The 20,888-nt window shown below is 43.3% G+C and carries 20 protein-coding genes; all 20 read right to left on the bottom strand.

The annotated features are described in order from the left end of the window. Positions 1 to 95: 95 nt before the first annotated feature. Complete coding sequence (locus L2Y54_RS20595; protein WP_236498710.1) at positions 96 to 1,268, bottom strand: DegT/DnrJ/EryC1/StrS family aminotransferase; 1,173 nt, start codon at positions 1,266 to 1,268, stop codon at positions 96 to 98. A 127-nt stretch (positions 1,269 to 1,395) separates the two neighbouring features. After that, entirely contained in the window at positions 1,396 to 1,998 is a 603-nt protein-coding gene (locus tag L2Y54_RS20590) for an acetyltransferase (protein WP_236498709.1), read from the bottom strand. Between the two features lie 3 nt (positions 1,999 to 2,001). Beyond that, complete coding sequence (locus L2Y54_RS20585) at positions 2,002 to 2,838, bottom strand: PD-(D/E)XK nuclease family transposase (protein ID WP_236498707.1); 837 nt, start codon at positions 2,836 to 2,838, stop codon at positions 2,002 to 2,004. Between the two features lie 14 nt (positions 2,839 to 2,852). After that, positions 2,853 to 3,329, bottom strand: coding sequence for a Uma2 family endonuclease (locus tag L2Y54_RS20580; RefSeq protein WP_236498705.1), 477 nt, complete (start codon positions 3,327 to 3,329; stop codon positions 2,853 to 2,855). Between the two features lie 32 nt (positions 3,330 to 3,361). Further along, positions 3,362 to 3,967 carry a sugar transferase gene (locus L2Y54_RS20575; RefSeq protein WP_236498703.1) on the bottom strand — a complete coding sequence of 202 codons (606 nt, stop codon included), beginning with the start codon at positions 3,965 to 3,967 and terminating at the stop codon, positions 3,362 to 3,364. 79 nt (positions 3,968 to 4,046) lie between these two features. Then, positions 4,047 to 5,162 carry a glycosyltransferase family 4 protein gene (locus L2Y54_RS20570; protein ID WP_236498701.1) on the bottom strand — a complete coding sequence of 372 codons (1,116 nt, stop codon included), beginning with the start codon at positions 5,160 to 5,162 and terminating at the stop codon, positions 4,047 to 4,049. Further along, positions 5,159 to 6,550 carry a phenylacetate--CoA ligase family protein gene (locus L2Y54_RS20565; RefSeq protein ID WP_236498700.1) on the bottom strand — a complete coding sequence of 464 codons (1,392 nt, stop codon included), beginning with the start codon at positions 6,548 to 6,550 and terminating at the stop codon, positions 5,159 to 5,161. The genes L2Y54_RS20570 and L2Y54_RS20565 overlap by 4 nt, the downstream gene beginning before the upstream one ends. Before the next feature lie 158 nt (positions 6,551 to 6,708). Next, entirely contained in the window at positions 6,709 to 7,800 is a 1,092-nt protein-coding gene (locus L2Y54_RS20560) for a CapA family protein (RefSeq protein WP_236498698.1), read from the bottom strand. Positions 7,801 to 7,816: 16 nt separating this feature from the next. Continuing rightward, positions 7,817 to 9,007: a glycosyltransferase gene (locus L2Y54_RS20555; RefSeq protein WP_236498696.1), complete on the bottom strand. Its 1,191-nt coding sequence runs from the start codon at positions 9,005 to 9,007 to the stop codon at positions 7,817 to 7,819. 24 nt (positions 9,008 to 9,031) lie between these two features. After that, on the bottom strand, positions 9,032 to 10,168 hold the full coding sequence (gene wecB / locus L2Y54_RS20550; protein ID WP_236498694.1) for a non-hydrolyzing UDP-N-acetylglucosamine 2-epimerase: 1,137 nt from the start codon (positions 10,166 to 10,168) through the stop codon (positions 9,032 to 9,034). A 1-nt stretch (position 10,169) separates the two neighbouring features. Next, a complete protein-coding gene (locus L2Y54_RS20545) occupies positions 10,170 to 11,360 on the bottom strand; it encodes a polysaccharide biosynthesis C-terminal domain-containing protein (RefSeq protein WP_236498692.1) in 1,191 nt (396 codons plus the stop codon). Positions 11,361 to 11,365: 5 nt separating this feature from the next. Further along, entirely contained in the window at positions 11,366 to 12,400 is a 1,035-nt protein-coding gene (locus L2Y54_RS20540) for a polysaccharide biosynthesis protein (protein ID WP_236498690.1), read from the bottom strand. Next, entirely contained in the window at positions 12,387 to 13,919 is a 1,533-nt protein-coding gene (murJ, locus tag L2Y54_RS20535) for a murein biosynthesis integral membrane protein MurJ (RefSeq protein WP_236498688.1), read from the bottom strand. The genes L2Y54_RS20540 and murJ overlap by 14 nt, the downstream gene beginning before the upstream one ends. Continuing rightward, positions 13,916 to 14,884, bottom strand: a complete 969-nt coding sequence (locus L2Y54_RS20530) for a hypothetical protein (RefSeq protein WP_236498687.1) — start codon at positions 14,882 to 14,884, stop codon at positions 13,916 to 13,918. The genes murJ and L2Y54_RS20530 overlap by 4 nt, the downstream gene beginning before the upstream one ends. Positions 14,885 to 15,221: 337 nt before the next feature. Continuing rightward, positions 15,222 to 15,758, bottom strand: a complete 537-nt coding sequence (locus L2Y54_RS21785) for an acyltransferase (protein ID WP_311196210.1) — start codon at positions 15,756 to 15,758, stop codon at positions 15,222 to 15,224. A gap of 28 nt (positions 15,759 to 15,786) precedes the next feature. After that, entirely contained in the window at positions 15,787 to 16,863 is a 1,077-nt protein-coding gene (locus L2Y54_RS20520; RefSeq protein ID WP_236498686.1) for an NAD-dependent epimerase/dehydratase family protein, read from the bottom strand. Positions 16,864 to 16,920: 57 nt separating this feature from the next. After that, on the bottom strand, positions 16,921 to 18,198 hold the full coding sequence (gene tviB, locus L2Y54_RS20515; RefSeq protein WP_236498684.1) for a Vi polysaccharide biosynthesis UDP-N-acetylglucosamine C-6 dehydrogenase TviB: 1,278 nt from the start codon (positions 18,196 to 18,198) through the stop codon (positions 16,921 to 16,923). 805 nt (positions 18,199 to 19,003) lie between these two features. Beyond that, positions 19,004 to 19,294, bottom strand: a complete 291-nt coding sequence (locus L2Y54_RS20510) for a hypothetical protein (protein WP_236498683.1) — start codon at positions 19,292 to 19,294, stop codon at positions 19,004 to 19,006. Between the two features lie 67 nt (positions 19,295 to 19,361). Continuing rightward, positions 19,362 to 19,505, bottom strand: a complete 144-nt coding sequence (locus L2Y54_RS20505; RefSeq protein ID WP_236498681.1) for a hypothetical protein — start codon at positions 19,503 to 19,505, stop codon at positions 19,362 to 19,364. 134 nt (positions 19,506 to 19,639) lie between these two features. Further along, positions 19,640 to 20,809 carry an RNA-binding domain-containing protein gene (locus tag L2Y54_RS20500; protein WP_236498679.1) on the bottom strand — a complete coding sequence of 390 codons (1,170 nt, stop codon included), beginning with the start codon at positions 20,807 to 20,809 and terminating at the stop codon, positions 19,640 to 19,642. Between the last annotated feature and the right edge of the window lie 79 nt (positions 20,810 to 20,888).

Here is a 20,888-nt window from a genome sequence, read left to right as displayed (position 1 = left end):
GGGCGGTTTGGCGCAGTGCTGCATCGACGCTGACGGGTGGTGTCCAGCCGAGCAGATCGCGGGTTTTGCGGATGTCTACTTGCAAGCGGTGGCAATTAAGTTGCCATCTGCATCACGTCGGTCAGCGCGGTGCAGGTTTGGTGGATGTGTGCGTCGGTGAGGGTGGGGTGGACGAGGAACATTAGGCTGGTTTCACCGAGTTCTTTGGCAATGGGGAGGCGTTGGGCGGGTCGCCAGTCGGTGTTGTCGAAGGCTTTTTCTAGGTAGACTTCGGAACACGAGCCGGAGAAGCAGGGGATGCCGCGTTGGTTGATTTCCGCCATGATGCGGTCACGGTTCCAATCGGGTTTGAGTTGGGTGGGTTCGATAAAGACGTAGCATTTGTAGGCGGCGTGACCGATGTGGGCGGGAAGGGTGGGGACGCGCAAGCCGGGGAGTTGGCGGGCGGTTTCCCAGATGGCGGTGGCATGGTGTTGGCGTTGGGCTGTCCAGTCGTTCATGCGGGTGAGTTGGATGCGCCCGATGACGGCTTGCATTTCCAGCATTCGCCAGTTGGTGCCGAAGCTGTCGTGTAGCCAGCGGAAACCGGGGGGATGTTGACGTTCGTAGACGGCTTCCCAGCTTTTGCCGTGGTCTTTGTAGCTCCACATGCTTGACCAGAGTTCGCGGTCGTTAGTCGTGACCATGCCGCCTTCGCCGCCGGTGGTCATGATTTTGTCTTGGCAGAATGACCATGCGCCGATGTGTCCGATGCTGCCGACCATGCGCCCTTGGTAGGTAGCGCCGTGGGCTTGGGCGCAGTCTTCGATGACGTAAAGGTTGTGTTGGGCGGCGAGTTGCATGATCGCATCCATGTCGCACGGCCAGCCTGCGAGGTGGACGCAGATGATGGCGCGGGTGCGTGGGGTGATCATGGGGGCGATGGTGGCAGCGGTGATGTTTTGGCTGTCGCGGTCAATGTCAGCAAACACGGGGATAGCCCCTGCGGTGACGATGCAGGAGACCGAGGCGAGGAAGGTGCGGGAGGTGACGATGACTTCATCGCCTTGCCCGACCCCCAAGGCTTTTAGGGCAACATCGAGCGCGACGGTGCCGTTGGCTAGGGCAATGGCGTATTCTGTGCCACACCATGCGGCGAATTCTTTTTCAAACTCGCGGCATTCGTTGCCTGTCCAGTAGTTGACGCGGTTGGAGAGGAGGGTGCGGGAAACGGCATCGGCTTCTTCGGGGGTGAAGGAGGGCCAGGGGGGGAGTTGGGTGTTTAGCATGGTTTGGCTTTCTTGGGTTGCGTTTTACCCTCACCCCAACCCCTCTCCCAAAGGTAGAGGGGCTAAGACAGATTGAGTTCCTGCTCCCCCTCTACCTCTGGGAGAGGGGGTTGGGGGGTGAGGGGCTTTATTTAGGCCGTGCCGGACAACCGACGACGGTGACGTTATCCGGTAAGTTTTTGGTGACGACTGCACCAGCCCCGACGGTGACATTGCGGCCGATGGTGAGATAGGGCAGGATGGTTGCACCCGCACCAATTAGGCATTCTCTGCCGAGGGTGACACCGCCGCCGAGGGTAGCAGCGGGGGCAATGTGGCAAAAATCACCGATGACGCAATCATGATCGACGACGGCGTTATGGTTGATGATGCAGCCATCACCAAGACGGGTATCAGGGCCGATGATTGTGCCTGCCGTAATGAGGCTACCTAAACCGATTTTTGTACCGGGATAAAGGGTCGCACGTGGGTGGATAGCCGTTTCTGGCAGGATGCCGACGCTACGCCATTCGCTTTGCAGGCGGCTACGAATGGCGTTGTTACCAATCGCGAAATGGATGGCGTAGGGGTATAAGTCCTGAAGCTGTGGTGGAGAGAGTATAGAAATACCACACAGTTCCCCACGCGCTTTGTCGTCGATGAAGTTTTGAACTTTTGTGCCGCTTTGGGTCAGGGTGTGAAAAGCGACTTTGCCGTGACCGCCTGCGCCGTAGATGTAGATGAAGAACATGATTTAACGCGGTTTTCCCAGATGGCGGAGTTGTGCTACTTGCTCAAAACTTAAGCCCGTTTTTTGCGCGATGGTTTGGTCATCAAGGAGGTCAAGCAAGTTGGCTGCAATGCCCAATGCTTGTTTTTCCATTCCCTTCTCCATTCCCTGCTGTATGCCTTCCTGAAGGGCTTTTTCCCGCTCTTCTTTGCGCAATTCGTCTTCGCTGTATTCGTCTTTCATGCGGGCGTGGTCTTCAGGGCTGAGAGTGGCTTTGCGAATGCTGCGCAGTACTTTTTGTACACATTGGTTGTGGTAAGCGGATTCATCGACTTCTTCGTCAAGGCTATCGTTGATCGCCAGCATCCATTCCCGCCAAGCTTCGGGGGTTTCATCGTTGAGGTATTTGGGGCAGAGGTAAATAATTTTGTGAGGTACCTCGCCCAAGCCGACACCGTGGCGGTCTTTGGGGTCGAAGTCGATCATGGCCATATCACGCGCATGTTTATCACCGGAGGTAAGTACCACGATGGTGTAGACGGCGAGTGCGGGGCGATAGTCCTTGGCTTGAACTGCTTGTTCTAGCAAGGCTGCACAATGGTAGTGCAAAAAGCGGAGGTCATGATCCGCATGGCGGCGGTGCTGAATGTCGACGATAATACGGTTGACTTTATCTTCGGCGAATAGATCAAAGTGGTTGGCAATATTGCCAATGGCATTGGGGAAGGATTTTTCGGTTTCGACATGATCAATGATCAGGTCAATGCCGAGAATAGCCTTCACAAACGCTGTGAAAACGTCCGGCTGGGAGAAGGCTTTTTTGAAGATCACGCCATAACGCAGGGAGGCAACGGCTTGCATGGTGGGTGTCCTTATCAAAAATCAATATTTGAAGGGAAATAGCTGACTTTTTTTGATGTTGATAATTCGCCATTCTGATCATAAAACGTCATATTGCCCATTTGATCACATAGCCAAAATTCTTCTGCGCCTTTTTCAAAATAGAGTGTTTTCTTATGATTCATCTCTGCCAATGTATTGCTGGGGGATAACACTTCTACACAAATAACAGGGGCAAAGGCTGAGGTAATATTATTTTTGATGGTGATGGCTTGTTCCATTGTCAATAAACCAACATCGGCTACTTTGACCCCATCAGCCGTTTCGACTGGCAACTCTGGCACAACTAACCAGTCACCTGCTTGCTTGTTGAGTAAGGCAATAATTCGGGCTTGAAAAATAACGTGCCGCACACTGGCTGGACTCATAATGATCTGCCCTTGTCTGTTCAATTCCATTTTATAGGGTAGGTTTTGCAATGCGGGGTTAGTGCAGACTTCTTGCCAATTCATAACGTACCGCCTGATTTTTCAAGATTAATGGATTATAGCGTAGCAGAGCCTGATGAGCCTGTAAATTTCGGCATGGTGGCTTCGCCTTCGGCACTGATGCCTTCACGCACGAAGACTTTTTTGATGGTCAACGCTAAGATTTTCAGGTCGAGCCAGAAGGATTGGTTATCGACATACCAGACATCAAGCTTAAATTTAGCTTCCCAGCTAATCGCGTTGCGCCCGTTGATTTGCGCCCAGCCGGTAATGCCGGGGCGGGCTTGGTGGCGGCGGGCTTGTTCTGGGGTGTAGCGGGGCAGGTATTCCATCAGTAGTGGGCGCGGGCCGACTAAGCTCATGTCGCCTTTGAGGACATTCCAGAGTTCGGGGAGTTCGTCAAGGCTGGTCGAGCGCAGGAAACGACCAAAAGCGGTGAGGCGGATGTTATCAGGCAGCAGGTTGCCATCGGCATCGCGGGCATCGGTCATGGTGCGGAATTTGATCATTTTGAAGGGTTTGCCGTGTAAGCCGGGGCGCACTTGGGTGAAAAAGATCGGTGAGCCGAGTTTTAGCCGGACTAATACCATCAAAATCAGTAACAGTGGCGATAACACAAGTAGTGCTAAGAAAGCGGCGGTGAAGTCAGTGAAGTGTTTCATTGTGTTAACCATAAGCCCGTTGAACATGGGCTTATAATATTAGTTATATTTATTAAGTGGCTGTGATAGTTATCACAATTCAACGTAGTCCCATGATTTCCATCAGTTGGGCGTTGACTTTGTGTACGTCGTATTTTTCTTCGGCGAGTTCGCGGCTGCGTTTGCCCATGCGTTCCCATTGGTCGCGGTTCTCGATGAACCAGATCATGCGTTCGGCGAGGGCTTGGGCATTGGCTTTGGGAACGAGGTAGCCGTTTTCACCGGGGATGACGGTTTCGCGGCAGCCGGGGACATCGGTGGTGAGTATCGGGCGACCGGTTGCCATGGCTTCTAGTACGGTGCGCGGCATTCCTTCGTGGTAGGAGGGTAAGACGTAGATATGGCAATTTTGTAAATAGGGGCGCACGTCATGGGTTGAGCTTAGGTATTCGAGCCAGCCTTGTTGATGCCAGTGTTGTACTTCGCTGATGGGGATGCCATCGGGCGATGGGTCTTCTGGCCCTAGTAGTTGGAAGGTGGCTTCTGGGTAGCGGGTTTTGACAATTTGGGAGGCTTGGGCGTATTCGCGGAAGCCTTTTTCGCCCAATAAACGCCCGATGGTGAGAAAAACAGGCTGGTTATCGGGCAACGGTGTGTGTGTGTAGCGGCTAATGTCTACGCCCGAACCGTTGACTAAGGCGCATTTGGCGGCTGGTACAATGCTACGTTGAACAAATTCGTTGAGGTTATCGGGGTTTTGAAAGATCACCCGTTCGGCTCGTTTTAAGGCGGTGCGGTAGAGGAACGTGACTAGCTTCACTAGCAGTTTGCGCTTGAACGTTTCCCCTTGGAAGGCAAAGCCAAGCCCGGTGATTAGGGCGTAAAAGTGTGTATTCGGGAGAATACGGCTTGCCAGCCCGCCCCAAATTACCGGTTTAATGGTGTAGGCGAGAATGACATCGGGTTGCAGTTCTTGGAATGTTTGGCGTAGGGATTGCCATGTTTTGAAGTCTGCTAGTGGGTTTAGGCTATTGCGTTGTACGGGGTAAGCGCGGAAATTTGCGCCCCATGTGGCTAGTTGTTCAGTGACTTTGGTTTGTGTTTCTGAAGCCATACCAGTTACTTGGTAGTTGGCTTTGCGTAGGGACTGGATGAGTGAGCCACGGAAGTTGATGAGGGATTCGGGCAGTGCGCCGATAAGAATGAACTGAGTCATGATTTTTCTATGATTTTAATTAAGTTATTTTTGATTAATACGAATTTTCCGCCTCGTGTTCTTTCAATTCTGTCTGCTAGTTTGATTGTGAAAAACATGTTTCTGCCAAATCTATAAGTCATTGATTCAATGATTTTTTTCTCATCTTGTGCAGTGTATTGTTTTTTGTCTACATTAAGATGAATTTCAATTTCATCTATATTATTTTGAATGAATTGTACTTCTTTTATGCTATTAGGAATGCCTTTTATCACATCTGCAAGATGACTTAAACTTACCTTGCCTTTCTCTGGTGAAAATAAATAATCAACAGCACGTCCATCTATGCTTTCTACGATGGGATGACAACTTCCACATTCACATAGAGAGTATCCATCATTTTTTGCAAAAGTAATTCTGTCTCCAATGTTATAACGAATTAAGGGTGTTCCATATGTTGTAAAAGAAGTTACTAACATTTCACCAGTCTCATTTGTTTCTATAACACCAGTATCCATCCGGTAGTGTAGCTTACCGGCTACGCACTCTGTTATAAATGGCGCTCCTTCCGCAGATGCATATTGATTGAACACTTTGCAACTAAATGCACTTTGAATAGCATCTCGGTGAAAAGATAATAAGGTCTCTGATGTGGTAAATATAGCCTTGGGAGTGAATACAAGATTGATATTGTTGTCGAGAACATATTTTGCAAGCTGGTAAATAGCGGAAACGAAGCCATTTATAATCTCTGGCTTGTAATCGTTTAGATCGCTTATGTAATAACGTAGATTTTCTTCTTGCATATCAAATGTAGAATACAGTCTCTGATTATATGCACTATTGAAACGCCAATAAATATTGCTATTTTTTTGAAAAAAACCTTTTGCAAAAGAACGACCACTAAAAGTTGCTTTTTTGGATAAGAAGATATTATTAATTCCGCATTTGTATTTGAAAGAGTCTAGATAAGCCATTCTTTTTTGAAAATCATTTTGGGTAAAGTAAACTTCCAATGATTTTCCTGTTGTTCCACCTGTAAAAGATTTTATAGTATTTCTGTTCGCTGTTGTATATATAGATTTAATATTTTGTCTTAGTTCTTCTTTTTCGATAATTGGGATTTTTTTTATGTCATCAATGTTTTTTATTTTAATGGCTTCTATATTTTTTAAAGTACTGGCATAATAAGGGCTATATTTTTTTGCATGTTCAATTAAACTTCTTAACTCAATTAGTTGGTTTTCTTTTTCTTTGGCTATATTTGATTTTTCCTCTTTAATATATTCTTCAAAAAAATGATAATATACATCCCCATATCGTTGTTTGAAAACTTTCTTGCCATAAGTTGATATTATAAAATTCTGAAATAAAATGGGTGATATATTGTAAATACTCTCATTAAGCATATTGAACATCCAAATAATTTGGTTAAAAATTTTAATTGATTTTTTAAAGAGATAAGAGATAAGTTTCCCGGAACTTTATAAGCATAATCTCTTGATTTATAAAGAGTGGTTTTTTCGAAAAACTTTTGCATGAGCACTTATTTGCAAACGGTCACTAGTTATTGTAGGTATTTTGTTACATTGTTTTTGTACTTGATTGCATTTATCTTTGAGTTTATTATTATTCTGACCGAATTTAAGTTTAATCTTTTGATGTACCAGTTGATGTCTCTTTGTGTTTTTCTGTCGTTGATATAATTTGAAATTATTGTGTCTCTATTTGTATTGTACAGAACTTTGTTAGAAGTGGCATTAATTAATGCATTAGTGTGGTTGTCTAACTGTCTATAATAGTTGGTCGTAGTGTCATGGATTATTTCGAGTTTTTCTATATTACTGTAAATTATTTTTTTATTGTGAGAAATGATTTTATTTTTGTCTAGCTCTATCTCTAGTATCAATCCAGTTTTATTATTATCATTTTGTTTGACTAGGGGTTTTGAAGATTTTTCGGTATATACATCATCAAATAAAAAGTTCCCTAAACTATAAGCTATTATGGATGATTTAAACTCTTCAATACCCTGAACCACATGTGGGTGATGTCCATAGTATATGTATGGACATATGTCTGCAAAGAGATGTGCCATTTCAATATCATCAATACTTGGATAATTAACATGTTCCTGACCCGAATGAATGCTTATAATATTTAAAAAATTATCGTTATGATTTTTTAAAATATTTTTTGAAATTTCTTTTATATTTAAAGCAGTTACGCTGTTATTATCTTGTAAAGACACTCCTGATGGATTTGTGTTGTAACTACAGTAACCATGAAGTGCAATCGCGTTATTTAATAATAGTGGCTTGTTGTTTACTCCAAAATAGTCAATGCCATTTTCCTCTAATGTTTTTATTGTTTTATTAAATGCAATTTCGCCGTAATCAAACATATGATTGTTAGCCAGATTAACTATATTTATTTTTAAATACTTGAGTATTTCAATGTTTTCTGGGTAAGATCGTATTGTTGCTGACTTACCTTTTATAGGTTTTTCTTCTTTAGAAAATGGAGTTTCAAGATTTCCTATCACATAATCAAACTGACTTAAGTATTCTTTTATTTCTTCTAAATAGTTAAATAGGTTCTTGTTGTTTTTTGAGTATTTCCCATATAGGGCTATATCACCTAGTAGTGCTATTTTCATGATTTCTTAATTCCAATTAAATCGATTCAATAAATGATTTTGCATTGCTTCTAAATTTATCTATTAAAAAAGGATTTTTTTCAACACAATTTTTAGATAAAGCATCAGCATGGTCTTTGCCATTATTAATGATTTCTTCTATTTCTTTAATTTGATTTTCTTTTTTGTCGTTATCGCTGATTATGTATCCATTTTCCCTGTTAAAAATATATTCTTTTAAGTCAGATGTGTCAGTAACTATTACTGGAATACCATGGCTAATCGCTTCTGTGATTTTTGATGGAAATCCCGCTTGCGTCATTTTGTTTTTATCTCTTATTAAAATAAAATAATCAGACTCTAATAAGTTTTTAATAACGTCGTCATTATTTACTATGCCATGAAAGAACACTTTTGAGTTCATCGTGTTTATTAAATTGAAGTGTTCTGGAATAACCTTCAAGTAATCTTCTTTTGAAATGCCAAATATATTAAACACGAAATTATGATTATTTACTTTTGAAAGTATTTCAATGGCTATGTCTAATCTGTCTTTGAAGAAACTTTTATCTTTAATTTTTCTGGTTGTGGGGAATGGAAATCCAGCATAAATTATTGTTATTGGTTTTTCTTCGGTTGGAGTTGTTTTTAAATGTGATTCTTTGGATAATGGTGGGATAGTTAATGTTTTGCATCCTTTTTTTATATAGTAATTACTAAGATAGTTACTTACTGTGATTACACCATCACCTGAAGCATTAATATAGCGTTTGTGTATTTCTGTATCTATATGTTTTCCTATTTTAAATGCAAGTCCTCCCGATGCGCTTGGTAACCAGTCTACACAGTCATGAATGATTTTTATTTTATTTTTTTTGCACCAATTGTTTAAATATAATGTAAAAAATGAATTGGAGATGCTTCCATATGCAACAACAATTGATGGTTGATTTTGTTTTATTATTTCAATGGTTTGTTGCAATTGTTCTTTAAAAAATATCCAGTCAGTTATCTTTTTTGGATAAGGGAATGAATAGTAGCTGAAACCATCATAATTGCTTAATGTTAAGTTCAGTTTGGTGGATTTTTCAATGCTTTTGCTTAATCCAATGAACGTTACTTCATAGCCTAAGGCACGGAATAGATAACCATTATTTAAAACGCGTATGCCAGAAGAGTTTTCTTTTGGAAAAGAAAAGTTCCCAATGTATATTATATTTTTTTTCATGATTTAGTTTTTATGACTATATTGTTAACAGTACTTTTTCCAAACGATACGGTTCACATAATCCGTATAGCTATGAATAATCCGCACAACTTTTTCGGCAACATTCGGCATACTGTAATCACCCACAGGGCGTAGTGTGCGTTCAGTATTGCCTCTTGCCTGAGATTCCAGCACGAACAAAGCTTGCATCACTCGTTCTGTCTCTAATCCCACCATCATAACCGAGGCTTCTTCCATCCCTTCAGGGCGTTCGTGGGCTTCGCGGATATTGAGGGCAGGGAAGTTTAAGATCGAGGATTCTTCTGTAATTGTGCCACTGTCAGATAATACCGCTTTGGCGGTCATTTGTAGTTTGTTGTAATCCTTAAAGCCTAAAGGTTTCAGCAGGCGCACTAATGGGTTGAAGCTGATATTCATCGCATCAACACGCTTTTGAGTGCGCGGGTGAGTCGAGACAATTACCGGATAACCGTAATGTTCTGCCACGGTATTGAGAACGTTGACCAGCTTCAGGAAGTTTTTGTCAGAGTCGATGTTTTCTTCACGGTGAGCACTGACTACGAAAAACTGACCTTCGCTAAGTTCCAAGCGGCTGAGTACTTCAGAGGCTTCAATGCCTGCTCGGTAGTGGTTCAGCACTTCAAACATCGGGCTGCCGGTTTTAATCACCATATCGGGTGGCAAACCTTCACGTAACAGGTATTCACGCGCAATGCTGCTGTAGGTGAGGTTGATGTCGGCAGTGTGGTCAACGATACGGCGGTTGATTTCTTCGGGGACGCGCTGATCAAAGCAGCGGTTGCCTGCTTCCATGTGGAATACGGGGATTTTGCGGCGTTTGGCTGGAATCACTGCCATGCAGCTATTGGTGTCGCCTAGCACCAGCATCGCGTCCGGTTTGACTTCAGCAAGTGCCTGATCCACGCCGATAATGACTTTACCGATGGTTTCCGCACCGGATGCGCCTGCGGCTTGCAGGAAATAATCGGGCTTGCGTACTTCCAGATCGTCAAAAAATATCTGGTTGAGTTCGTAATCGTAGTTTTGCCCGGTATGCACCAGGACGTGATCACAGTACTGGTCGAGTTTTGCCATGACCCGTGACAGGCGGATGATTTCCGGACGGGTGCCGACCACGGTCATTACTTTTAGCTTTTTCATATCAAACCTGATGTGCGTAAGTATCGGGGTGTTCACGGTCAAATTGTTCGTTTGCCCACAGCATGACAACCATTTCGTCTGTACCGATATTGGTAATATCGTGCGCCCAGCCGGGGATGGTTTCGACGATTTGTGGGTTGTCACCGTCGGTTTCTAGCGTGAAGGTTTCATCGGTGAGGATGTGCCGAAAACCAAACTGGGCTTTACCTTTAATCACTAGAAATTTTTCGGTTTTGGTGTGGTGATAGTGACCGCCACGGGTAATACCGGGGTGGGCGGTGAAAAAGGAGAATTGCCCTGAATCAGGGGTTTTGAGCATTTCCACGAAAACACCGCGTTGATCACCGTATTTCGGGAGGCTGTAAGCAAAGTCGGTTGTCGGTAAATAGCTGACATAGGTGGAATATAACGCCCGTAGTAGTCCTGTGCCGACTTTGGGGGTGATCAGCGTGTTGCGGCTATTGCGGAAGCTTTCTATCTGTTGAGCAAGTTCGCCTACCGTGGTTTGGTATTCGGGGGCGATGACCCTCACCCCAACCCCTCTCCCAGAGGTAGAGGGGCTAAGAAAAACAAGCTCTTGCTCCCCCTCTACCTCTGGGAGAGGGGGCTGGGGGGTGAGGGTCTTCGAGGTCGTATGTTGTAACACGTGAATGAAATCACTGACCACATCATCCACATGCACCAGTGTGATGGGTGCGTTGGGGTCATTAATGGTGATCGGCAAACCATTGGCGATGTTATGGCAGAAGGTCGCTACCGCTGAGTTGTAGTTGGGTTTGCACCATTTGCCGAAGACATTAGGCAGGCGATAGATGTAAACATTTGCACCCGTTTGCTCGGCATACTGCCGTAAAGCATCTTCGGCGGCGCGTTTGCTGCTGCCATAGGGGTTGTCTAGGGCTGCTTGGGTGGAGGAGGCGAATAAGACGGGAATCGTGCGCTGGGTGTCGGTGAGAATCTGGCTCAGAGTGGTGGTTAACCCTGTGTTGCCCGTGACAAATTCTTCCGGTGACAGCGGACGGTTGATACCAGCCAAATGGATAATGGCATCAGCGGCGGCAATCAGCTCAGGGAGTTCCTGTTCGGTGTTTTGCCGCGAGAAACGCAGGGCTTCTATATCTGCCATTTCTGCGAAGCGGGCTAACAGGTTTTTGCCGATAAACCCGTCTGCGCCAGTGACTAAGACTTTCACGGTATTTATTCCTCTGGCTGGACGTATTCGCCGCGTTCTAGGGCTTTAACAAACGTCAGTTTGCGTAGCAGGGTTTTCATGCCTTCCACATCCAGACGAGTGGTGTTGTGGGAGTTGTAGTCTTCGATGGTGGCAATGCGGGATTCGCCTTCTTCCACAAATTTGCTGTAGTTGAGGTCACGCAAATCGGGGGGGATGCGGTAGTAGTCGTCCATGTCTTCGGCGGCGAGCATTTCTTCACGGCTGAGTAGGGCTTCATACAGTTTTTCACCGTGGCGTGTGCCGATCATGCGTACTTCGTGGTTGGGTTTATCCATGATGCCTAGTAGTGCTTGAGCGAGGACTTCAATGGTGGCGGCGGGGGCTTTTTGGACGAAAATGTCACCGTTTTGTCCGTGTTCAAAGGCATATAGCACTAAGTTCACAGCATCTTCCAAGGTCATCATGAAGCGGGTCATGTTGGGGTCGGTGATGGTGATGGGTTTGCCAGCGAGGATTTGATCTACGAATAATGGGATGACTGAGCCACGGGAAGCCATGACGTTGCCGTAGCGGGTGCTGCAAATAGTGGTTTGTGTGCCTTTCAGGTTGCGTGATTTCGCCACGATGACTTTTTCCATCATCGCTTTAGATATACCCATTGCGTTGATGGGATAAACCGCTTTATCAGTGCTGAGGCAGACTACCCGTTTTACCTGATTTTGAATGGCGGCTTCCAAGACATTTTCAGTTCCCATGACGTTGGTTTTAACGGCTTCTATGGGGTGAAATTCGCAGGAGGGGACTTGTTTTAGTGCGGCGGCGTGGAAGATGTAGTCGACCCCACGGCTGGCATTCAGGATGCTTTGGTAGTCGCGGACATCGCCGATGTAGAATTTCAGCTTGGGATTAGAATACTTCTTCCGCATGTCATCTTGTTTTTTCTCGTCACGGCTGAAAATGCGGATTTCGGCGATGTCGGTTTTTAGGAAGCGGCGGAGGACGGCGTTGCCGAAAGAGCCAGTGCCACCAGTAATTAATAACGTTTCATTTTTTTGCATAAATAAACTTGCTCTTTATGATTGAGAATGTTTGAACCGCTTCTCTTTGGCGTATCAGCAATAAAATTGCATAAAAAATTATCAAGTAAACTATAAACCAACTCCCGAATGCTATGGCATTTTCTGAGTGAATATGGTTTTTTATTGAAAAGTGGAAAGCTGATATTAACATCATTGAAATAAATATGTGAAAAAAGAATTGTCTTGCATCCTGAGATATTTGAAGTACTTCTCTTTTTGCGAAGAGAACACCGATCAATAGTAATAAACTTAAAAGTGTTGCTATAAGATTTGCAAATGATAAGCCAGATACGCCAAAATCCGCAACAAGCATATAACTAAGAATGATGTTGATAAATACAGAAATTACTCCTGCAATCATTGGAAAAGTCGTTCTTTTGAATAAGTAGTAATATCGTACGATAAACTCTCTGGTGGAGATAAGTAAAATATTAATCAAGTAAAATAATAAAATATTAGATGTCTGAGTTAATGCAAGCTCATCGAATTTACCCCTAAAATAGACTATTTTTACTAAGCTTTCGACATTAATAGCAAGGTAGAATGTAACCGGTAATAGTATTATTATTAAATACTTTATGCCAGTCCATGTTGTTTTTACTAAATCTTCCGTCTTGTTTTCACTTGAAAGTTTGGACATCCTTGGATATAAAACGGTTATCATTGCAGTTGTGACTGTGCCAAGGATAGTTAGCTGTATATTTTGTGCATAAGTTAACGCCGATAAACTACCTGTACCCAGTCCTGAAGAGATAATGCTATTGGCGAGTAGGTTAATTTGATCTATTGAATATCCAACAAATATTGGTAGAACAAGTATCGACATGCTTTTTATATTAGAGTCCAATAGCCTTTTTTGAAAAGAATATTTAAAATGGCTCCTAGAAATTAAAATTTGTATTACTACCTGTATAACAGTTGCTAATACACCAGCTACAGCAAGGGAGTAAATTCCATATTGCCCAACAAACAGGTAAAGACCAAGTATGGTGAATACCCCTGAAAAAATTGGAATAATATGCTGGGCATAAAATTTATTGTGTGTACTTGAGATGGCTGCCAGTGATAGGCATATAGCTGTAAATGGAAATGATAATACGAGAATTCTACCTAAAGATGATGCAAGTTCTTTTGTTTCACGGTTAAAATTTGGAGCAACGACTTCAATTAAAATCTCAATGAAAAAATAACATAATATAGATAGTGATAAAGAAACCGCAACTACGAATGTTAAATACCGCGAAACAAACTTGTTTGCTGCAACTAATCCATTATTTATTTTTATCTTATCATGCTCAGGTATTAGTAAAACTAAATAGCTTGAGATGAAAGCCAAGTATATTATGCTAGGTATATTATTTGCCGCAAAATAAGCATCTGATGTTGTAGATGTTCCGAAATAGTAAGATATAACAATATTACGTAATAAGCTTATTATTTTCCCAAGTAAAATTACCATGAAAATTATTATTATATTGACTCCGATCCATTTTTTCATTTTATATTGAATTTCTTATGCTTGAAAATATAGATTGTGATTACAAAAAATGTAATAAGTAAATAATCATATCCATGAAGAATTTGATTATTTGCAACTACAAAAATGAACAGTATGGATAGTAGTGAAAATAGTAACAAGGATATGGGATTTTTATAAATAATTACTTCTTTCCAACTTTTCCCATAAAAGTAGGAAATCATTACAAATAGGGGTGGAATGCCAAAAAAAGATACATCTGATGCAAGCCAGGGAAATATTGTATGCCACGCCCTTTTTCCGGGAATGCCAAATGTCTCTTCCATTCTATATAAATAAGTCTGTTCATAAATGTTTGTGCTAAACAAGAGTTCAGTGAATGAAGATAGCGCAACAGAGTTGCCAATACCATATGTCCACTCGAAGGGTAATGTTAAGCACTGAGAAAGACCGTAATACCCTCCTGATAAGTATCCCGTTATAAATGCAGATACACCTAATCCCATCTTGTCCCCTAATAAACTGAAAATAGGGTGATCTACATTAAAGCTTGAATAAGCTGCCATATAGTTATTTATATCAGATGCGGAAATATCTCTAGCATCTAGCCGAGAGTATTGAGAATAAGAAAAAATTAGAAAAAGTATAATAAAAGCTGTTGCGATAGCGCTAATTATTTTTCTTCTTTTTCTTGCGTTGATTTTATATAGCCTAATAGTTGCTGCAATAGAACCAATTATAAATATATCACCTAGAGATTTTTGATTTCCACCAGAGACTGTTTGCGATAAGATTATGAGTATAATGAAAAGAATGAAATAATACTTATATTTTCTTCTTAGTGACTCGAATAAGAAAAAACCTAGACATAGAGATATAAATTTGGGAATAGCGGTGGTGATTAATAATAAGAGTTCAATGCTAAATTGAGCAGTTTCTTTCTTTTCATAGTAATACTCATAATAATTGGTATAATTTTTACCCATTTCAAATATGTTAAGATTTAGCCTTCCTTGCATACTCTGATAAAACATGTTGATTATTATTAGGGTAATACTTGTGAGTAAACTATATTTAAATATTTTAAATATTAAGTCTTTGTTATCGGTATGTGATGTAATATGCAGCTTAGAATTGTAGCCCAAATAAAATCCTATTGATACTGATAGCAAATAAATGGCTATAAAAAAAGCTACTAATGTTTTTTCATAATTAAGATACTCTCTGGGACCAAAAAAGCTGAATAATAAAGTAAATATAATATAAGTTATATGGAATTTTATTGGTAGATATTTCATCTTGGGCGTTTTAATATAAAAGCTGTTATTTATTTTTTTTTGAGAAAAAATCTTTCAGTGCTTTATCTTTTTCTTCACTTTTTAAATGTCCTAATTTTAAAGATTCTAGTTTGATTTTTTCAAGGTATTCATTTGATGACTTAATATATTTAGCAGGAACTCCCCCAAAAACAGAGTTATCAGGTATGTCTTTTGTCACAACAGAGCCTGCTGCTATTATGCAGTTGCTACCAATGTTAACACCAGGAAGAATGATGCTTCTGACACCTATATACACATAATTTCCAACGGTAATTGGTTTGGTTATTTCTAGGTCTGGAATCAAGTGACGGTAAAGTAAAGTGCCACCATCATGAGTTATGAATAAAACTTCCCTAGTTATATGTACATGATTGCCTAATGTTATACACCAAGGTTCAGTTCCAAACATAGAAAATGGGTTTCCATAAATATGTACATTACTCCCCATTTTTACACCTATTTTTTTAGCGAAACCTTCATGATTGAATGTCGCATACAAATAGTAATATGAGTTCTTGATCGCTTTCTTTATTATTTTCATAGTGAGTTATCTTTTATATAGTTTTTTATTAACCTAGTTTTTGGATATACCATGCTTTTGACTCTTTCAAACCATCAATGATTTTGTGTGAAGGTCTATAATCAAAATTTATTTTTGCTTTATCAATGTTTGCTAGTGAGTGTCTTACATCCCCCGCCCGAAAATCCCGATAGGTCGGCTCAAACTCTTGTAAATGTGCAAACCGTGGCAACAAGTTCTCATGCAAATGCCAAAACAATTCATTCAGCGTGGTGCGATCACCTATTGCCACATTATACACCTGATTCGTTGCTTCACTATTTTCCGTCGTCGCTGCCAGTAAATTCGCCTGTACCGCATTGTCGATATAACAAAAGTCCCGACTGGTCTCACCATCCCCATTAATATAAACAGGTTCGTTCTTAATCATGCTGGCAATCCACTTGGGAATCACTGCCGCATACGCCCCATTCGGATCTTGGCGTTTGCCGAAGATATTGAAATACCGCAACCCAATCGTATTAAACCCATACGCCCGTGCAAACACATCCGCATACAACTCATTCACATACTTAGTGACCGCATACGGCGACAATGGCTTACCAATGTTTTCCTCAATTTTAGGCAGGGCAGGGTGATCCCCATACGTAGAGCTAGAAGCCGCATACACAAAGCGTTTTACTTGTGCATCCCGCGCCGCCACCAGCATATTCAAAAAACCATCAATATTAGTGCCATTCGTGGTGATCGGGTCTTCCAATGAACGTGGCACACTGCCTAACGCCGCTTGGTGCAGTACATAGTCCACAGGAAGACCCTCACCCCCAACCCCTCTCCCAGAGGTAGAGGGGGGCAAGAAACGCATCGCACTTTGACAATCTGTTAAATTACGAATATCCCCGCGTATAAACCGGAAGTTTGCCCACTGCTCACCACTAACAAGGCTTTGTACCTCATCCAGATTATGCTGATGCCCAGTTGCAAAGTTATCTAAGCCCACCACCCGCTGATTAAGCTTCAGCAAAGTCTCCAGCAAGTTAGAACCAATAAACCCCGCAACACCCGTAATCAACCAAGTCTTAGGCTGTGAGGGAAGGGTAGCAAGTAAAGTTTCATAAGCAGTCATCAGAATATCTCTTGTTCTCTCTCTCCTTGAGGGAGAGGGTTAGGGTGAGGGGTTTTTTTACAATCTCAAATCCGAAGCATCGGCAGGGAACACATATTTCAAGTCATACAGCACATGCACGTTTTTCCCTAAACCGCGAATGCCATCTATGCCCATTTCCTTAAATTGCTGATGCCCAACCGCTAAGATAATCGCATCATAAGTGCTTTGTTGCGGTTTACTTATTGGAGTAATGTTGTATTCGTGCTGCGCCTCTTCAACCGATACCCAAGGGTCATACACATCGGCTGTAATGCCAAATTCACAAAGCTCTTTCAGCATATCGACTACACGAGTATTACGTAAATCTGGGCAGTTTTCTTTAAATGTCAAGCCCATCACCAGCACTTTCGCGCCTTCAACCTGAATACGCTGCTTCAACATCGCCTTGATCAGTTGCGACACCACATAAGCCCCCATGCCGTCATTAATACGCCGCCCCGCCAGAATCACTTCCGGGTGATAACCCAATGATTGCGCTTTATGGGTCAGGTAATACGGGTCAACTCCAATGCAATGCCCGCCAACCAAACCGGGTCGGAAGGGCAAAAAATTCCATTTTGTACCCGCTGCCAACAACACGGATTCGGTATCAATACCCATACGGTTAAAAATCACTGCCAACTCATTGATCAGAGCAATATTCAAATCGCGCTGAGTGTTCTCAATGACTTTGGCAGCTTCCGCCACTTTAATGCTGGTCGCTTTATGTGTGCCTGCGGTGATAATGCGTTGATACAGCGCATCCACAAAATCCGCTACGTCAGGGGTAGAACCAGAAGTCACCTTCTTAATGGTTGGCAAGCGATGCTCTTTGTCACCGGGGTTAATGCGCTCTGGCGAATAGCCAGCAAAAAAATCCACGTTAAACGTCAGCCCAGACACACGCTCAATCACCGGAATGCAATCTTCTTCTGTCGCACCGGGGTAGACGGTGGATTCGTAAATCACCACATCGCCACGTTTGATCACCTTGCCAAGGCTCTCACTGGCTTTGATCAGCGGGGTGAGGTCAGGGCGTTTATGTTCATCAATCGGTGTTGGCACTGTCACGATGAAAACATTGGCATCACGCAAATCGTCCAACTGCGCGGTGTAACTTAAGTGCTTCGCCGCTTGTAACTCTTCTGGCGTGGTTTCCAGTGTATGGTCATTACCACTTTTGAGTTCCTCAATCCGGGCTTTATTAATGTCAAAGCCAATAGTGGGGAGGATTCTGCCAAATTCGACAGCCAACGGTAGCCCGACGTATCCCAAGCCGATAATGGCGAGAGTGGATTCTTCAATAGTTTTCATAGTGATGTGAATCTAGGGTTGAAACATTTAGAAATGAGGTGTTGATGCCAGCGCCAGACACGCTACCGCCCTACCTCGTCATTATCAGTATCAAATCAAAAAACAGAAAATGTAAGCCCGCATCAAGCACGCTACCGCCCTACCTTGTCATGGTCGGCATCAGTAAACGCTGTTAATTTAGATGTACCATAGCTTAATAGAATGTGGGGATTATGCCTGTGATGGCGGTCACATTCTAGTCAATTGTGGGGACTAAAATTCACGGGGAACCCTGCCAAGGAAACCTAATTCTCATGTGCCGATGGTATATGCCGTATTCTTGTTTACCGCAGAGCATCCAGCCCAACCTCTTTACGCACTCGCCGATAGCACCTCATCCGGCACAGTATCCAAAGCAGCAACGCATTGGATAGCCCAACATAGCCCGTTCCGGCAATAGCAATTTTCATAGTGGTTATTTCAAATAAGTGAGGAATATGCCAGCGCCAGACACGCTACCGCCCTACCTCGTCATTATCAGTATCAAATCAAAAAACAGAAAATGTAAGCCCGCATTAAGCACGCTACCGCCCTACCTTGTCATAGTCGGCATCAGCTAAGTGTTCGTGTGATATGTACCATAGCTTAATGGAATAAGGGGATTATGCCTGTGATGGCGGTCACATTCTAGTCAATTGTGGAGAGTAAAATTCACGCCGAACAGGGCTTCGACTTCGCTCAGCCCACGGATGCCTCGCGGTAGTTCGCGATTCCACCACTTACCCGCGCCCTGAGCGCAAAAGAAACCCCTCCTAACCTCCCCTTATCAGGAGAGGAACAAGAGGACACCTTCTCCTTCTTGCTCCCTTCCCTGATAAGGGGAGGGCTGGGGAGGGGTTTCTTTATGTCCTGATAGGTATTTTTTTCTAGTTAGTCTGGCTAGTTCGATCATGCTGAGTGTTTGCTGGTCTTTTTCTTGTGAAGCCTGTTTAAGCAAGTTCTCTTTTTCTTGCAACACACTATCTGTTTCTGCCAACAGTGTTTTGAATTCATTCCGGGCATCTTCCCGTCCCCATTGGTAAGACGGCAAGCGCGATACATCAATTTGAGTAAGCATATTTTTCGTCTCTGGTAATGTCCTTGGTGCTGGAATATTTGCTGTTAGGCGTTTGGCTTTTCATGGTTTAGGTGCTGACCGTGCTGATGGGCTTGAAAGCACGAGTATAGGCGATGTACGGCGTTTTCGTATAAGCCCACTTACCCGCGCCCTGAGCGCAGTCGAAGGGCATTTGCAATATACCCGACCTCGCCGAGATTTGAATATTCATGAAGAACCTCACCCCCCGCCCCCTCTCCTTGACAGGCGAGGGGGAGAAAGAGTCGCATTTCTTAGCCCCTCTCCTGTCAAGGAGAGGGGTTGGGGTGAGGTTCTTTTAGAGGAATGTCATTACCTGTAATCTCTTCAACGCGGTATCACGCACCGGAACTCTTCCTTATCTCGATCATCGACCAATATCAAGTTCGGTTGTAAAACTAACGCTCGCTTGATCCCACTGCCATAACCGCTATAAGGCAACACCCGCCTACAAATCGAATTCAGAATAGGGTTGCGGTGGACTGACAAACCCTGTTTAATTTTTTCCACCGTGAGTGAATTAGGCAACTTGCCAGGACTAACGATTTCCAATCTCGTTTTGAACACAAACACTTTGACGGAGGATTGTATGTAGTAATCCCGATGTATCAAAGCATTCACCAATAACTCCCCCAACACCATCTCATCAATTTCCAGCTTTGTTTGGGCATTGAACCCTGATTCTGTTGGGATGCGGTGCAGGTTAATTTGTAAGAACTGCATAGTGCTTTCGTATTGTTGGCGCAAACTGCCTTTGATCGTTGCTTTGGTAATAAAGCCGTCAACACCAATATCATCGCCATCAAAATGCACACAATCCACGTAAAATGATGGGCTGAAACGTTGCGGTGTTTTACCGAAAATCAGGTTGCCAGCCAGTGTCAGATGGTCGTCCCGCAACAGGTCAAGATTTTGCAAGACGGTTGCCAGCGTTAACTGACCTTGTTTTAGCGCTTCATAAACGCTGCGGTTATCCGTGCTTAAGAAGTCGTAAAACGCTTCGGTGTTCAAGTCAGTGATGTCACTACGGGGGAGTGCTTCCTCATCAGCGAATAACCGCGCAGACTCCGCAAACAAACGCCGCAATTCTTCCGGCGACATCTTGCGCTTATCACTGCCTGACTTGGTAAAGTAAACCCCTTTGCTGGTTTGGTAAGGGCGACTCTCACCTTTGCGTACACTCACGGCTATGATGCGTTTGCCCTGAATACCAAGTACTTCCGTCAGTGGATAAATCGGCGGTTTGACATTTTCATTGGCGGTATTGCTGAGTAATTGGTTGATGCGGCTGATTTGTGCCTCATCCAGACCTGTCACAGAGCCATCATCACCAATCCCAATCAGCAATAAACCACCTTCGGCATTGGAGAAGGAAACCAACTCTTCCGCCAGCCGGTTCGCGTCGGTGACATCCTGTTTAAATTGGGTGGTGCTATCTTCACCGTTATGAATGCGATCAAGGATTTCAAGTGCTTGCATAGTGTTATGTCTATTCATGAATTCATGCTAGCAAGTGTAGCTGATTGGCTCAGTCACTCCCAAGCGCTATATCAATAGTAATCCCGATACCACCGCA

It is taken from the genome of Thiothrix winogradskyi (genome assembly GCF_021650935.1).
In the GTDB taxonomy this organism is placed as follows: Bacteria; Pseudomonadota; Gammaproteobacteria; order Thiotrichales; family Thiotrichaceae; genus Thiothrix; species Thiothrix winogradskyi.
The sequence above is the reverse complement of the archived record's forward strand: the minus strand, read 5'-3'. Positions and strand labels throughout refer to the sequence as shown.

Coding starts and splice junctions, on each gene's coding strand:
- L2Y54_RS20595 (WP_236498710.1), bottom strand. CDS start 1,268: ATGCTAAACACCCAACTCCCCCCCTGGCCCTCCTTCACCCCCGAAGAA.
- L2Y54_RS20590 (WP_236498709.1), bottom strand. CDS start 1,998: ATGTTCTTCATCTACATCTACGGCGCAGGCGGTCACGGCAAAGTCGCT.
- L2Y54_RS20585 (WP_236498707.1), bottom strand. CDS start 2,838: ATGCAAGCCGTTGCCTCCCTGCGTTATGGCGTGATCTTCAAAAAAGCC.
- L2Y54_RS20580 (WP_236498705.1), bottom strand. CDS start 3,329: ATGAATTGGCAAGAAGTCTGCACTAACCCCGCATTGCAAAACCTACCC.
- L2Y54_RS20575 (WP_236498703.1), bottom strand. CDS start 3,967: ATGAAACACTTCACTGACTTCACCGCCGCTTTCTTAGCACTACTTGTG.
- L2Y54_RS20570 (WP_236498701.1), bottom strand. CDS start 5,162: ATGACTCAGTTCATTCTTATCGGCGCACTGCCCGAATCCCTCATCAAC.
- L2Y54_RS20565 (WP_236498700.1), bottom strand. CDS start 6,550: ATGCTTAATGAGAGTATTTACAATATATCACCCATTTTATTTCAGAAT.
- L2Y54_RS20560 (WP_236498698.1), bottom strand. CDS start 7,800: ATGAAAATAGCACTACTAGGTGATATAGCCCTATATGGGAAATACTCA.
- L2Y54_RS20555 (WP_236498696.1), bottom strand. CDS start 9,007: ATGAAAAAAAATATAATATACATTGGGAACTTTTCTTTTCCAAAAGAA.
- wecB (WP_236498694.1), bottom strand. CDS start 10,168: ATGAAAAAGCTAAAAGTAATGACCGTGGTCGGCACCCGTCCGGAAATC.
- L2Y54_RS20540 (WP_236498690.1), bottom strand. CDS start 12,400: ATGCAAAAAAATGAAACGTTATTAATTACTGGTGGCACTGGCTCTTTC.
- murJ (WP_236498688.1), bottom strand. CDS start 13,919: ATGAAAAAATGGATCGGAGTCAATATAATAATAATTTTCATGGTAATT.
- L2Y54_RS20530 (WP_236498687.1), bottom strand. CDS start 14,884: ATGGGTAAAAATTATACCAATTATTATGAGTATTACTATGAAAAGAAA.
- L2Y54_RS21785 (WP_311196210.1), bottom strand. CDS start 15,758: ATGAAAATAATAAAGAAAGCGATCAAGAACTCATATTACTATTTGTAT.
- L2Y54_RS20520 (WP_236498686.1), bottom strand. CDS start 16,863: ATGACTGCTTATGAAACTTTACTTGCTACCCTTCCCTCACAGCCTAAG.
- tviB (WP_236498684.1), bottom strand. CDS start 18,198: ATGAAAACTATTGAAGAATCCACTCTCGCCATTATCGGCTTGGGATAC.
- L2Y54_RS20510 (WP_236498683.1), bottom strand. CDS start 19,294: ATGCTTACTCAAATTGATGTATCGCGCTTGCCGTCTTACCAATGGGGA.
- L2Y54_RS20505 (WP_236498681.1), bottom strand. CDS start 19,505: ATGAATATTCAAATCTCGGCGAGGTCGGGTATATTGCAAATGCCCTTC.
- L2Y54_RS20500 (WP_236498679.1), bottom strand. CDS start 20,809: ATGAATAGACATAACACTATGCAAGCACTTGAAATCCTTGATCGCATT.